The 12401-nt window shown below is 69.8% G+C and carries 14 protein-coding genes; 9 read left to right on the top strand and 5 right to left on the bottom strand.

The features are described from left to right. Positions 1 to 35: 35 nt before the first annotated feature. The gene (locus IDM45_RS17770; protein WP_232653858.1) at positions 36 to 578 is read right to left on the bottom strand and encodes an EF-hand domain-containing protein; all 543 of its coding nucleotides are present in this window, start codon (positions 576 to 578) and stop codon (positions 36 to 38) included. A 155-nt stretch (positions 579 to 733) separates the two neighbouring features. Here IDM45_RS17770 and IDM45_RS14245 point away from each other — a divergent pair, with 155 nt between their 5' ends. The 3 genes from IDM45_RS14245 (at position 734) to IDM45_RS14235 (ending at position 3516) form a co-directional block, all read left to right on the top strand. After that, the gene (locus IDM45_RS14245) at positions 734 to 1330 is read left to right on the top strand and encodes a cob(I)yrinic acid a,c-diamide adenosyltransferase (protein ID WP_209423438.1); all 597 of its coding nucleotides are present in this window, start codon (positions 734 to 736) and stop codon (positions 1328 to 1330) included. A gap of 134 nt (positions 1331 to 1464) precedes the next feature. Beyond that, positions 1465 to 3054, top strand: a complete 1590-nt coding sequence (locus IDM45_RS14240; RefSeq protein WP_209423437.1) for a methyl-accepting chemotaxis protein — start codon at positions 1465 to 1467, stop codon at positions 3052 to 3054. 33 nt (positions 3055 to 3087) lie between these two features. Continuing rightward, entirely contained in the window at positions 3088 to 3516 is a 429-nt protein-coding gene (locus IDM45_RS14235) for a bacteriohemerythrin (protein ID WP_209423436.1), read from the top strand. 148 nt (positions 3517 to 3664) lie between these two features. On the opposite strand, the gene IDM45_RS14230 is transcribed toward IDM45_RS14235, so the two are convergent. Further along, positions 3665 to 4087 carry a hotdog fold thioesterase gene (locus IDM45_RS14230; protein ID WP_209423435.1) on the bottom strand — a complete coding sequence of 141 codons (423 nt, stop codon included), beginning with the start codon at positions 4085 to 4087 and terminating at the stop codon, positions 3665 to 3667. Positions 4088 to 4311: 224 nt separating this feature from the next. Here IDM45_RS14230 and IDM45_RS14225 point away from each other — a divergent pair, with 224 nt between their 5' ends. The 5 genes from IDM45_RS14225 to IDM45_RS14205 all read left to right on the top strand — a co-directional run bounded on the left by IDM45_RS14225 (position 4312) and on the right by IDM45_RS14205 (position 8255). Continuing rightward, complete coding sequence (locus IDM45_RS14225) at positions 4312 to 5472, top strand: ABC transporter substrate-binding protein (protein WP_209423434.1); 1161 nt, start codon at positions 4312 to 4314, stop codon at positions 5470 to 5472. 33 nt (positions 5473 to 5505) lie between these two features. Then, a complete protein-coding gene (locus IDM45_RS14220; protein ID WP_209423433.1) occupies positions 5506 to 6231 on the top strand; it encodes a zf-TFIIB domain-containing protein in 726 nt (241 codons plus the stop codon). Between the two features lie 207 nt (positions 6232 to 6438). Further along, entirely contained in the window at positions 6439 to 6867 is a 429-nt protein-coding gene (locus tag IDM45_RS14215) for a hypothetical protein (RefSeq protein WP_209423432.1), read from the top strand. A gap of 99 nt (positions 6868 to 6966) precedes the next feature. Beyond that, entirely contained in the window at positions 6967 to 7524 is a 558-nt protein-coding gene (locus IDM45_RS14210; RefSeq protein ID WP_209423431.1) for a hypothetical protein, read from the top strand. A gap of 77 nt (positions 7525 to 7601) precedes the next feature. Further along, positions 7602 to 8255, top strand: coding sequence for a hypothetical protein (locus IDM45_RS14205; protein ID WP_232653860.1), 654 nt, complete (start codon positions 7602 to 7604; stop codon positions 8253 to 8255). Here the strand turns inward: IDM45_RS14205 and IDM45_RS14200 are convergent. The 3 genes from IDM45_RS14200 to ubiM all read right to left on the bottom strand — a co-directional run bounded on the left by IDM45_RS14200 (position 8215) and on the right by ubiM (position 11965). Next, complete coding sequence (locus IDM45_RS14200; protein ID WP_209423430.1) at positions 8215 to 9525, bottom strand: solute carrier family 23 protein; 1311 nt, start codon at positions 9523 to 9525, stop codon at positions 8215 to 8217. The two genes, IDM45_RS14205 and IDM45_RS14200, sit on opposite strands and share 41 nt — an antisense overlap. A 138-nt stretch (positions 9526 to 9663) precedes the next feature. Further along, a complete protein-coding gene (locus tag IDM45_RS14195; RefSeq protein ID WP_209423429.1) occupies positions 9664 to 10677 on the bottom strand; it encodes a sensor domain-containing diguanylate cyclase in 1014 nt (337 codons plus the stop codon). 10 nt (positions 10678 to 10687) lie between these two features. Further along, positions 10688 to 11965 (bottom strand): 5-demethoxyubiquinol-8 5-hydroxylase UbiM, encoded by a 1278-nt coding sequence (gene ubiM, locus IDM45_RS14190; protein ID WP_209423428.1) that lies wholly within the window; start codon positions 11963 to 11965, stop codon positions 10688 to 10690. A gap of 166 nt (positions 11966 to 12131) precedes the next feature. Between ubiM and IDM45_RS14185 the strand changes: the two genes are divergently transcribed. Further along, positions 12132 to 12371, top strand: coding sequence for a DUF6139 family protein (locus IDM45_RS14185; protein WP_209424140.1), 240 nt, complete (start codon positions 12132 to 12134; stop codon positions 12369 to 12371). Positions 12372 to 12401 lie beyond the last annotated feature (30 nt).

Below are 12401 nucleotides of genomic sequence, written 5' to 3'. Positions count from 1 at the left end.
GGTTCAGTCAACTGCCTCAGAGCGTGTTTACGATCTCAGGGCCGGGTGTAGGGCGCGAACTCGCTGCGCGACAGCGTGCCGTTCCTGTCCTTGTCCAGTTCCTTGAAGCGCGTGGACAGGCCCGGCACCTGCTGGGCTTCGGCAGTGCTCAGCTGGCCGTCGCGGTTGGTGTCGGCACGGTCGAAGATGCTGTCGTTGACGTTGGAATTGGCGATCGGCGCGTTGGTCGTGCCGCTGCCTGCCGGGTTGCTGTTGGTCATGCCGCTGCTGGCCGCCGTGGACTGGCCCGGGGTGGCGTGCGGGACGTTGGAGCGGTTTTTCACGTCATTGGTCGCGCCGGCGGCGCTGCCCGTGGTGCCGGCATTGCTGCTGCCCGTGGCGCTGCGCTGGTCGCTCACCGCCGATTGGCTATTGGTGGTGTGTGGCGCGGTGGACTGGCCGGCAGCGCCCAGGGCCGAGGCGGGCTGCGTCGTAGTCTGCGCCTGGGCCAGGCCGCCAAATGCAAAGGCGGCGCACAGCAGTGCGGCGCGGATGCCGGTGGCAGTGGAGATGCGGGTGGATGCTGTTGTCCGAGTCATGTGAGAACTCCTGGGATGGTGAAACACAGTTTCATTGCACCCCTTTGCCGCCGACGCGGCCAGCACTTTTGCCCGCTGTTGCCCCCGGGCACAATTGACCGGCGTCATGTAACCAACAATCAGCCAAAACCACTCGACAGGAAGGAAAACGTGCCATGGGTAACCGCCTGACACAGATCGCCACGCGCACCGGGGACGACGGCAGCACCGGCCTGGGCAACAACACCCGCGTGTCCAAGGCCAGTGGCCGGCCCTGCGCCATGGGCGATGTCGATGAGCTGAACTCGCACATCGGCCTGCTGCTGTGCGAGGAGCTGCCGCCAGACGTGCGCGAGCTGCTGATCGACGTGCAGCACCAGCTGTTCAACCTGGGCGGAGAGCTGTCGATCCCGGGCTTCGAGCTGCTCAAGGACGACGCGCTGGCCCAGCTCGACCAGCAGTTGGCGCACTACAACGCCGGCCTGCCGCGCCTGCAGGAGTTCATCCTGCCCGCCGGCACGCGCGCCGCCGCGCAGGCCCACGTGTGCCGCACTGTGGCGCGCCGTGCCGAGCGCGCTGTGGTCGCCCTGGGCGCCCAGGAGCCGCTGCGCGCCGCACCGCGCCAGTACCTCAACCGCCTGTCGGACTTGCTGTTCGTGCTGTCGCGCGTACTCAACCGTGCGCAGGGCGGGGGCGATGACGTTTACTGGAAAAGCGAACGCCTGGCGCGCCATGAGCGCGCTGCCGACGACGCAGGCGACACGCACGGCTGATCGACGCTACAGCTATTCGCCACGCTGGGTGACAGGGCCAGGACAAGGCCTGAGCCAGTTTGAGGGGATCAGGGTTTTCCCTGAAAAATCAGGGAAACTATTACACTTTGATACGGACACCTTTTGTCGTCACCATGCAGCTCAACGATTTCAAGATCGGCACCCGCCTGGGTGCCACCTTCGCCCTGCTGATATTGACCATGCTGGCCATGGTGGCCACTGGCCTGATACGGCTGACTTCGGTGCAGGGCGTGACCACCGGCCTGATCGAGGAGGACTGGGCCAAGGCCGATGCGGCCAACACCGTCGATCTGTACGCCCGTGCCAACCTGCAGCGCACCGTGCAGATCGTGCTGGCCAGCAGCGCCGAGGAGCGCAAGGAGGCGCAGGACTACCTGGCGGCCAACAAGCGCGTCATCGATCAGGCGCTGGCCACGCTGGATGCCAAGGTGCATCTGCCCGAGGCTCGGGCCTTCATCGATCAGTTCAAGGCGCTGCGCGCCGACTACGTGCAGTCCTACACCCGCGTGCGCGAGTTGGCCGAGCGCGGCGAGCGCGAAAGCGCCCTGGCGCTGCTGCACGAGCAGACCCTGCCGGCCTTGGAGAAGCTGCGCGCGCCCATCCACAGCCTGAATCAACTGCAGCACGGCGTGGCCAAGGACAGCGGCGCACGGGCGCTGGCCGACATCCGCAACGCCCGCCTGTGGCTGCTGGGCCTGGGCGCTGCAGCGCTGGTGCTCAGCGTGGCCTCGGCCTGGCTGATCACGCGCTCCATCGTGCAGCCGCTGATGCGCGCCGTGCGTGCCACGCAGGCCGTGGCGGCGGGCGACCTGAGCCAGCGCATCGAGGTCAGCGGCCAGGACGAGACGGCGCAGCTGCTGCAGGCGCTGCACGAGATGAACGCCAGCCTGGTGCGCATCGTCGCCGGCGTGCGCCAGGGCAGCGAGGCCATCGCTTCGGCCACCCACCAGATTGCCGCCGGCAACACCGACCTGTCCTCGCGCACCGAGGAGCAGGCCAGCGCGCTGGAGCAGACGGCCGCGTCCATGCAGGAGCTGTCGGGCACGGTGCGCCAGAACTACGAGGCCGGCAGGCACGCCAGCCAGATCGCCGAATCGGCCTCGCAGGTGGCCGTGCGCGGCGGCGAGGTCGTGGCCCAGGTGGTGCAGACTATGGAGTCCATCAACAGCTCGTCACGGCGCATCGCCGACATCATCGGCGTGATCGACTCGATTGCCTTCCAGACCAACATCCTGGCGCTCAATGCGGCCGTGGAGGCCGCGCGCGCCGGCGAGCAGGGCCGGGGCTTTGCCGTGGTGGCCAGCGAGGTGCGCGCCCTGGCCGGGCGCAGCGCCGAGGCAGCGCGCGAGATCAAGGGTCTGATCGAGACCTCGGTGAGCAACGTCAGCGAGGGCAGCCGCCATGTGGAGCGCGCCGGCTCGACCATGGACGAGATCGTGGTCAACGTGCGCCGCGTGGCCGACATCATGGGCGAGATCGCCCAGGCCAGCCAGGATCAGTCCGTGGGCATCGACCAGATCAACCAGGCCGTGGGCCAGATGGACATGGTCACGCAGTCCAACGCCGCACTGGTCGAGGAGGCCGCCGCCGCCGCGCAGGCGCTGGAGCATCAGGCGCAGGGCCTGGTGCGCGCCATCAGCGTGTTCAAGCTGGGCCAGGGACAGCAATCGCAATCGCCGGCAGCGCTGCAGCTCCAGGGCTGAAGACGCGCGGCACCGCACAGGAGACGCCAAGCAGTGGCTTACTTTGAATGGGCAGCCGATCTGGAGATCGACCAGGGGCCGATCGACGCCGACCACCGCAAGCTGGTCGCACAGGTCAACCAGTTGCACGACGCCACCAGCCAGGGGCGCGGGCAGGACATCATCGGGCCGCTGCTGGCCGAACTGGTGCAGGACACGGTGCAGCACATCCAGCGCGAGGAGCGCTACCTGGAGAGCATCGGCTTTCCGGAAACCCCGGCGCACCGCCAGGGCCACGAGCGCTTCGTCAACGAGCTGCGCGCGCTGCAGGGCAAATACGACGCCGGGCAGATCACGGTAGCGGCGCAACTCTCGGCGCTGCTGCGCGACTGGCTGTCGCTGCACATCCGGCGCAGCGACAAGGCCGTCAAGCATTTCCTGGACAGGCGCGCCCGCGAGGCGCGCCGCCTGCCGCGCTCCTGAGGCGGGGCGTTCTGCGCGCGGCGCCAGCTCCCGCAGCTCGTCAGCGCGCCCTGGAAAAAGCAGGCTGACCGCCGGTTGATTTGCTATTTTTTATATAGCTATCATCGCTGGCCAGCAAAGGGTTTGCGGTCGATTTGACCCAAAACCATCAACGCGGCGCCAGGATGGCCATGGTGATGCGCGAGACGCAGGTCGGCTCGCCAGCGTCGTTGACCATCTCGATCTGCCAGACCTGGGTGGTGCGTCCGGCGTGCAGGCGCCGCGCCGTGCCGGTGACCCAGCCGCTGGTGGCGGCGCGCAGGTGGTTGGCATTGATCTCCAGGCCCACGGCGCGATGGCCCTCGGGGCAGGAGCTGGCCGCGCCCACCGAGCCCAGCGTCTCGGCCAGCACCACGCTCACGCCGCCATGCAGCAGGCCGTAGGGCTGGCGCGTGCGCTCATCGACCGGCACGCGCGCGCGCAGCCAGTCGTCGCCGACTTCGGTGAATTCGATGCCCAGGTGCGTCACGGCGGTGCCGGCGTTGAGGGCGTTGATGGCTTCGGCGGTAATGGGACGGGTCCAGATTGACATGGCAGGCAACTCGCGCAGGAATGAAGGCACAGTGGAGGAAGACCCGGCGGCGACGCACTGCGGCGGGCTTCGTAGAATCGCCGGCTGCCATGCGTGCCTGCCGCCAGGCGGCGCACGCATTATTGACCTGCCGCGCCGCCGCGCTGTCCCGTGGGTAACAGACGAAAGATCGACGGCTGTTGCCCACTCGCGGCTCCTCCCACTCCTGTCCTGCCTGCCCCGCCATGGATCGTCGCCACTTTCTCTCTCTTGCCGGGCGCACCGGCACTGCCGCACTGGCCGGCCCGGCCCTACTGCCCCTGGCCCATGCGCAGGACGCGCCGGGCGTCACCGCCAAAAGCCTGTCCATCGTCAGCTCGGCGCCGCTGACCGGGCCGCTGCTGGGTTTTGGCAACGACATCCAGCAGGGCGCCGGCGCCGCCTTCGCCCAGGCCAACGCCCGTGGCGGCATCCACGGGCGCAGCGTGCAACTGCAGATCGTCGATGACGGCTATGTGCCCGAGCGCTCGCTGGCCAACGTGCGCCAGATCATTGCCCAGAACAGCACCCTGGCGCTGCTGTCGTGCGTGGGCACGCCCAACAACACCGCCATCGCGCCGCTGCTGGAGGATGCCGGACTGCCGCACCTGGCGCCCATCACCGGCGCCGCCTCGCTGCGCAAGCCGCTGCGCAACATCTTCCACGTGCGCGCCAGCTACACCGACGAGGTGCTGCGCCTGATCGAGCGCCTGACCGGCATGGGCCTCAAGGGCCTGGGCATTGCCTACCTGGACAACGGCTATGGCCGCGAGCTGCTGGAGGTGGCCACTGGCGCGCTGCAGAAGATGGGCCGCCAGCCGGCAGCGCAGGCCGCCGTGGCCACCGATGGCACCAACCTGCAGCAGGCGCTGCAGACGCTGGCGTCGGGCAAGCCCTCCGCCGTGCTGCTGGCCACTGCCGGCACGGTCTCGGTGGAGCTGGTGCGCGGCATCAAGACGCGGCTGCCCGGCGTGCTGATGGCCGGCGTCAGCGTGACCCTGCCCGGCACCAGCCTGGCGCAGCTGGGCGATGCGGCCAGCGGCATCGCCCTGACCATGATCGTGCCCGACCCGGATCGGGGCAAGCTGCAGGTGGTGCGCGACTACCAGAGCGCCATGCGCGCCGCCGGGCACAACGAGTTCTCGCAAGGCAGCCTGGAGGCCTACATCAACGCGCGCGTGCTGCTGGAAGCGCTGGAGCGCGCCGGCAAGGATGTCAACCAGGCCCGGCTGCGTGCGGCGCTGGCCAGCATCCGCCAGTTCGACCTGGGCGGCTTCGTGGTGGACTACAACGGCCAGCCGCCCCACGTGGGTTCGCGCTTTGTCGAGCTGGGCGTGCTGGGCGGCAACGGGCGCTTCATCGGCTGAAGCCGGGCGGCAGGCAGACAGACAGGCGCGGCCATGAGCACCACTGCAGCCCTGGCCTGCCCCTCGTGCCGCCAGCCCATGCACCAGCAGACCTTTGCTGCCAGCGACGGCGGCGCGCTCACGCTGGACATGTGCTTTGCCTGCCAGGGCCTGTGGTTCGACCCGCAGGAAAACACCCGCCTGGCGCCGGCAGCGGTGATCGAGCTGTTCGAGCTGCTGCACGCGCGCCGTCTGGAGCAGCACCGGCCCCTGGCGCAGCACCTGGCCTGCCCGCGTTGCCGCCGCACGCTGGAGCATGGCTACGACCTGGCGCAGGGCGGGCGCTACGTCGCCTGGCGCTGCCCGCAGCGGCACGGGCGGTTTGCCACCTTCGGCGCCTTCATGGTGGAAAAGGGCTTTGTGCGCCACCTCAGCTCGCTGGAGATCCAGGCGCTGGCCGCGCGCGTGGGCACCATCGCCTGCACGGCCTGCGGCGCCAGCGTGGACATCCGGCGCGACCACGCCTGCCCCTGGTGCCGCTCGGCGCTGTCGCTGCTCGACCCGCAGGCCGTGGAGCAGGCCCTGGCGCGCTTCGACCGCGCGGCGCAGCGCACCAGCGGCGGCATCTCGCCCGAAGCCCTGGCTGACGCCCTGATCACGGTGGAGCGCGCCCGCGAGCGCGAAAAACGCGAGCGCCAGCGCCGGCGGCTGGAGGGCGGCGAGCGCTTGGACCTCCTCAGCGCCGGCATCGACCTGGTGTGGTCGTGGTTCCGGCGCTGATTTAACAAAGCAAAAAGCATAGCTGCCAGCGCTTTTCTGGCAAGGGTTTTCGGCACTTTTATCCGAAATATCGACACCCATCGCCAGCCCGGGTGATGGCGCCATGCCGGGCGCACTGCCTACATGGGCAAGAGACATTCATGGACGGCTGCGCCGTGGGCGCTGGCGAACATGGGAGGCACCACAGCACTTTGCAAGGAAGCCACCATGTTCAAGACCACCCTCCAGACCCTTTCTGTGACTGCCGCCCTGGCCCTGGCCGCCGCAGGCACCTGGGCACAGACCAGCAGCACGCCGACCACCGTCGGCGCCACGCCCCAGGAGGCACAGCAGGCCACGCAGAACGCCGTGCCGCGCTCCGATACCGCCACCTTGGTGCGCACCGGCCCCAGCGCCACCGAGCGCGCCAGCGATGCCATGCAGACCGCCCAGGTGACACCGTCGCCCTCGGGCAACTCGCCGGCGCCCCAGGTCAGCAACAGCCAGGCTGCCATGGGCACCAGCGCCGGCAGCACCGGCACCGGCACCAGCGGCAACGACATGGGCACGACCGTTGACAGCCAGCGCAGCGACATGAGCGGCACCACGACCGGCAACCGGATGCGCAACCGCGCGCCACGCGCCGACCGCAATTGATCCCGATCGACCGCCATTTCCGCCACTTCCGCCATTGACCGCACCCGAGCGCAGCGGGCCTGCCCCGGCCCGCTGCCTGTTCAACCCAGAGGAGCCGACATGAACCCAAACACCACTACCGCCGCTACCACTGCACCCGGCGACTCGCGCTACCTCGTGACCGGCCTGTTCCCGGATCGCGAGGCCGCCGAGACCGCCTACAACGCGGCGCACGCACGCGGCTACACCACGGATGATGTCAACCTGGTCATGTCCGACGACACCCGCACGCGCCACTTCGGCGGCGAGACGGTCGAGACCGAACTGGGCAACAAGGCCGCCAAGGGCGCCGGCATCGGCGGCGCCATCGGTGGCACCGTGGGTGCCATCGCCGCTGCCGTGGCCGCCGTGGGCACCACCCTGGCGCTGCCCGGCCTGGGCATCGTCGTGGCCGGCCCACTGGCCGCAGCAGCGGCTGGGGCAGGTGCCGGTGCTGCCGGCGGCGGCCTGATCGGCGCGCTGATCGGCTGGAGCATGCCCGAGGAGCGCGTCAAGGAGTACGAGGAAGGCATCAAGCGCGGCGGCATCCTGATGGGCGTCCACGCCCGCTCGGACGAGGACGCGGCCTACCTGGCAGACCAATGGCAGGCCCATCGCGGCGAACGCATCTACCGTTGAGTGGCGCGGCGCAGGCGGGCAGGGCTGTGCGGGCAGCGGTGTCCAGCGCCGCCGCCCTCGCCTTTCTTGCCGCCACTGTGCCTGCAGCGCTGCCCGTGCAGGCCGCTGCCGGGCCGAACCCGGCAACTGCCACCACCCGGGCCACCCAGGCGCAGCGCGGCAGTCCCGCGCTGTCGCAGGACGCCCGCGAGGTGCTGGCCTGGATACGCGCCAGCGGCAACAACGCCGGCCTGCCCTTCGTGCTGATCGACAAGCGCAGCGCGGCGGCCCATGTCTTCGATGCCCAGGGCGCCTGGCAGGCCTCGGCGCCAGTGCTGCTGGGCCTGGCGCGCGGTGACCACTCGGTGCCCGGCATCGGCGAGCGCCCCATGGCGCAGATCGCCCGGCACGAGCGCACCACGCCGGCGGGGCGCTTCGTGTCCGAGCCGGGCGTGAACATGGCCGGCGAGGACATCGTCTGGGTGCATTACGACGACGCCATCTCGCTGCACCGCGTGCGCCCCACCAACCCGGCGGAGCGCCGCCTGCAGCGCCTGGCCAGCCCCGGCATTGCCGACAACCGCATCTCCTACGGCTGCATCAATGCGCCGGCCTCGTTCTACGACCGCTTCATCGCCCCCACCCTGGGCCGCCACGACGGCGTGGTCTATGTGCTGCCGGAGACGCAGCCGGTGGCGGAATTCTTTGGTTTCAAGGCCGGCGGGGCGGGTGCATCCGCTCGTCCCGATTGAGCACGGCATTGAGCAAGATGGCGCCAAACGTCGCCGTGCCAATGCCGCCCAGGGCGAAGTCGCCGAACTTGAGCGTGAATTCGCCCGTGCCCAGGATCAGCGTGATGGCCGCGACCAACAGATTGCCGCTGCGCGAGAAGTCCACCCGGTTGTCCACCCAGATCTTGGCCCCGGCAATGGCGATCAGGCCAAAGACCACGATGGACACGCCGCCCATCACCGGCAGCGGAATGGCCTGGATCAGCGCGCCGAACTTGGGCGAAAAGCCCAGCAGCACGGCAATCAGCGCCGCCACCAGGAACACCGCCGTCGAGTAGATGCGCGTGGCCGCCATGACGCCGATGTTCTCGGCATACGTCGTCACGCCCGTGCCGCCGGCGGCGCCGCTGACCATGGTGGCCACGCCGTCGCCGATGAAGGCCCGGCCCATGTATTGATCGAGGTTGCGCCCGGTCATGGCCGTGACGGCTTTGATGTGGCCCAGGTTCTCGGCCACCAGGATGATGACCACCGGGACGATGAGCAGCATGGCCGGCGCGCTGAAGACCGGCGCATGGAATTGCGGCAGACCCACCCAGGCGGCAGCGGCCACGCCCGACAGGTCGATGGGCTTGCCCAGGCCCAGGCCGTTGGTCAGCACGGCGTAGGCGATGCTGGCCAGGATCAGGCCGACCAGGATCAGGAGGCGCTGCACCATGCCGCGCGTGAACACCGCCACCAGCGCCACGCACACGAAGGTCAGCGCCTGCATCCAGGCCTCGAAGTTGTTGGCCGCCATGTTCTTGATGGGCACGCCGGCCAGGTTCAGGCCGATCACCGCCACCACCGCGCCGGTGACCACCGGCGGCATGAAGCGCTCGATCCAGCCGGTGCCGATGACATGCACCACCACGCCGACCAGCGTATAGACCGCGCCGCAGGCCACGATGCCGCCCAGCGCCAGGCCGATGTTCTCGTTCGGCCCCTTGCCGGCATAGGCGCTGGCGGCGATGACCACGCCGATGAAGGCGAACGACGAGCCCAGGTAGCTGGGCACCTTGCCGCCGGTGATGAGAAAAAAGATCAGCGTGCCGATGCCGCTCATGAACACCGCCAGATTGGGATCGAACCCCATCAGAATGGGCGCCAGCACGGTGGAGCCGAACATGGCGATGACGTGCTGCACGCCCATCAGGCCGGTCTGCGGCCAGGGCAGGCGCTCATCGGGGCCGATGACGCCGCCCGAGAGCAATACCTCGGAGCTGCGCTCCTGCCATTGGAAAAAGCCCATGTCGCTCACTCCTGTCTCATGAAAAGTGCAGCGATGGTAGAGATTTTGTTGATCCCTGGCAGTTTTTATATAAAAAGCGGTCCAAACCCTTTTCCAGCAAGCGCTGGCAGCTATCAAAAAAGCAGTGAAACGCTGCGCTCAGGCCTGGCGCCGCGCCTGCTTGACCTCGTACATGGCGCGGTCGGCGTGCTGCAGCGCCTGGGTGGCGTTCAGCTCGCCGGGCTGGACGGCGATGGCCCCGACGCTGGCGCCGGCGTAGTCGAAGGCCACGCCGGCGGCCTCGAAGCGGCCCGCCGTGGCCACGGCGATGCGCCGGGCAAAGGCGGCCTCGGCGGCGCCCACGTTCTCCAGCGGCGCCGGCCCCGGGCCCATCAGCACGAACTCGTCGCCGCCGTGGCGCGCGGCCATGTCCTGCGCGCGCAGCACACCCTCCAGCCGGCGCGCGATATGGATCAGGAACAGGTCGCCCACATCGTGGCCGTGGCGGTCGTTGATGGCCTTGAAGCGATCCAGATCGACGAAGGCCACCAGCACCGTCGTGCCCTGGCGCGCGGCCTGGGCCAGTTGGCGCGTCAGCGCCTGCTCGAAGGCGCGGCGGTTGGGCAGTCCGGTCAGCGCATCGGTGCTGGCGTAGGCGGCCAGGCGCTGGTTGGCCTGCATCAGCTCGGCCAGCAGCTGCTCGCGCTCGATCTGCTGGGCGATCAGGCGTGCGAACAGGGTCAGCATTTGCTGCGCCGCCGGCGTCAGGCTATGCCGGGCGGCGCTGGCGGCGCACAGCGTGCCGTACAGCCGCTCGCCCGACAGGCGCACCGGCGCGCTGACATAGGTCTGTATGCCCAGGGCTGCGGCGGCCTGCGAGTCGCTCCAGCAGGCAGCCACGTCCTCGGTGATGGGGCGGCCCTCGTCCAGCGCACGCTTGCACAGGGTGTCGTGCCAGGGCACGGACAGGCCCTCGGGGATGTCCAGCGCCTGCGTGCGGGTGTTGCGCGCGTACAGCACCTGCTGCTGGCCGCCTTCCAGGTCGATGGTCGTCAGGTAGGCGGACTCCAGGCCGGTCACGTCCTGCAGCAGCTCCAGCAGCGGGCGCGCCAGCTCCTCCAGCGTGTGCGCGCGGGACAGCGAGGCGGCAAGTTGCTTGAACAGGTCGGGCATGGCGCTCGGATTATCTGCCGCCCGGCGCCGGGCGCACAGGCCAGGCCGGGCGCCTGCCGGTGAGCTGGCTGACGATGGCCGCCTGCAGCGGCGGCAGCCGCATGGCCGCGCCCAGCACCGCGCGGCGCGCCAGGCGCGGCAGCGCCCGGGTGTCGGTGTACAGGCGCACGATGGCATTGGTGCCCTGGAAAATGGGCCAGGCCTGCAGGTGCTGGGCGCGGGCGTAGCGCTGCAGCACCTCGGGCGCGCCGATGTCCAGGCCGCGCGCACGGGCGTCGGCCAGCGCCGCGCTCAGCGAGGCCACGCCGGCCAGGCCCAGGTTGAAGCCATGCGCCGTGACCGGGTGCATCCCCACGGCCGCATCGCCCAGCAGCGCACAGCGCGGGCCGCTGAAGCGGTGCGCATAGACGGCCACCAGCGGATAGGCGTGGCGCTGGCCGTGCAGCTGCATGTGGCCCAGGCGGTGGTCGAACTGCGCAGCCACGCTGGCGGCGAAATCCTCGGGCGCCAGCGCCAGCAGCGCCTGCGCCTGCGCGCTGTCGGCGGTGATGACTGCCGAGCACAGCGGCGCGCCGTCCGCCACATCGTCGGGCAGGGGCAGGATGGCCAGGGTGCGGTCGTAGTCGAAGCACTCGTGCGCCACCTGGTCATGCGCCAGTTCGCAGCGCATCCGGCAGACGATGACGGTGCGACCGAAGTCGGTCATGGCCGCGCCTATGCCCAGCTGGCGGCGCGCGGCGGAAAAGCGGCTGTCGGCAGCCACCACCAGCGGCGCGCGCAGGGTCTGCACCGGGGCGTCGGGCTGCGCGGCGTCCCGGTACTCGACCTCGGCATGGCTGGCGTGCGTGGCCACGCGCTGCACGCGCGCGCCAGTCAGCAGGCGCACGCCGGGCATGTCGCTGGCCACCTGCCAGGCGGTGCGGCGCAGGGCGTGGTTGGGCACGATCCAGCCCAGGTGCTCGACGCCGCTGCCGCCCGAGTGCAGGTGCAGCGCCCGGCTGCGACCGACCGGGCCGTCGTGGACTTCGGCGGCGCGCAGCAGGCCGACCTCGTGCGCCTGCAGCAGCTGCCAGCTGCCCAGGCGCTGCAGCAGGGCGGCGCTGGGGTGCGTCAGGGCGATCTCGCGGCCATCGGGCGCGGGGTCGGCGAGCTGCTCCTGGCCCTGCAGCTCCAGCAGCGTGGCGCTCAGGCCAGCCTGACCCAGGCTGGCCGCCAGCGACAGCCCGGCGGGGCCGCCACCGACGATGAGCACGTCGCAGTTCAGGGAAGAGTCGTCGTTTCGGGTCATGGCGGGCAACTGTGTCGGTGTCGAAGGGCTGCGAAAGCGGCCATTGTGCGACGCACCGGACGGCCTGTGGGGCTGCGGGCGGCCCGAAGCGGCGCGCTCCTACGCCTGCGCCGGGTGGTCAAACCTAGAGTGGAACGCCCTGCAACCCATGAGACAAGGATTTGCCATGCGCGTGGACATCTATCGCCGGCCCGAGGCCGAAGGGCGTGTTTCCTACCTGGCCGTGCCCCAGGGCCAGCCCATCCCGCAAGAGGCCACCAACGTGGACTGGAGCGACGAGGCGCGCGGCGTGGAGCTGGATGAAAAACTCGAACACTGGGACGCGCTGGGCATCCCCGAGCCGGGGCGCCAGCTGCAAAGAAAGGGCTATGCCATCACCAGCGTGCGCGAGCAGCCGCCACAGTAAACGCCGCCTGTCCACCGTTGCGGGAGGTGG

The sequence above is a fragment of the Melaminivora jejuensis genome (assembly GCF_017811175.1).
In the GTDB taxonomy this organism is placed as follows: Bacteria; Pseudomonadota; Gammaproteobacteria; order Burkholderiales; family Burkholderiaceae_C; genus Melaminivora; species Melaminivora jejuensis.
The sequence above is the reverse complement of the archived record's forward strand: the minus strand, read 5'-3'. Positions and strand labels throughout refer to the sequence as shown.

Excerpts from the sequence above, each read along its gene's own strand:
- IDM45_RS17770 (WP_232653858.1), bottom strand. The coding sequence starts at position 578 with ATGACTCGGACAACAGCATCCACCCGCATCTCCACTGCCACCGGCATC.
- IDM45_RS14245 (WP_209423438.1), top strand. The coding sequence starts at position 734 with ATGGGTAACCGCCTGACACAGATCGCCACGCGCACCGGGGACGACGGC.
- IDM45_RS14240 (WP_209423437.1), top strand. The coding sequence starts at position 1,465 with ATGCAGCTCAACGATTTCAAGATCGGCACCCGCCTGGGTGCCACCTTC.
- IDM45_RS14230 (WP_209423435.1), bottom strand. The coding sequence starts at position 4,087 with ATGTCAATCTGGACCCGTCCCATTACCGCCGAAGCCATCAACGCCCTC.
- IDM45_RS14225 (WP_209423434.1), top strand. The coding sequence starts at position 4,312 with ATGGATCGTCGCCACTTTCTCTCTCTTGCCGGGCGCACCGGCACTGCC.
- IDM45_RS14220 (WP_209423433.1), top strand. The coding sequence starts at position 5,506 with ATGAGCACCACTGCAGCCCTGGCCTGCCCCTCGTGCCGCCAGCCCATG.
- IDM45_RS14215 (WP_209423432.1), top strand. The coding sequence starts at position 6,439 with ATGTTCAAGACCACCCTCCAGACCCTTTCTGTGACTGCCGCCCTGGCC.
- IDM45_RS14210 (WP_209423431.1), top strand. The coding sequence starts at position 6,967 with ATGAACCCAAACACCACTACCGCCGCTACCACTGCACCCGGCGACTCG.
- IDM45_RS14200 (WP_209423430.1), bottom strand. The coding sequence starts at position 9,525 with ATGGGCTTTTTCCAATGGCAGGAGCGCAGCTCCGAGGTATTGCTCTCG.
- IDM45_RS14195 (WP_209423429.1), bottom strand. The coding sequence starts at position 10,677 with ATGCCCGACCTGTTCAAGCAACTTGCCGCCTCGCTGTCCCGCGCGCAC.
- ubiM (WP_209423428.1), bottom strand. The coding sequence starts at position 11,965 with ATGACCCGAAACGACGACTCTTCCCTGAACTGCGACGTGCTCATCGTC.
- IDM45_RS14185 (WP_209424140.1), top strand. The coding sequence starts at position 12,132 with ATGCGCGTGGACATCTATCGCCGGCCCGAGGCCGAAGGGCGTGTTTCC.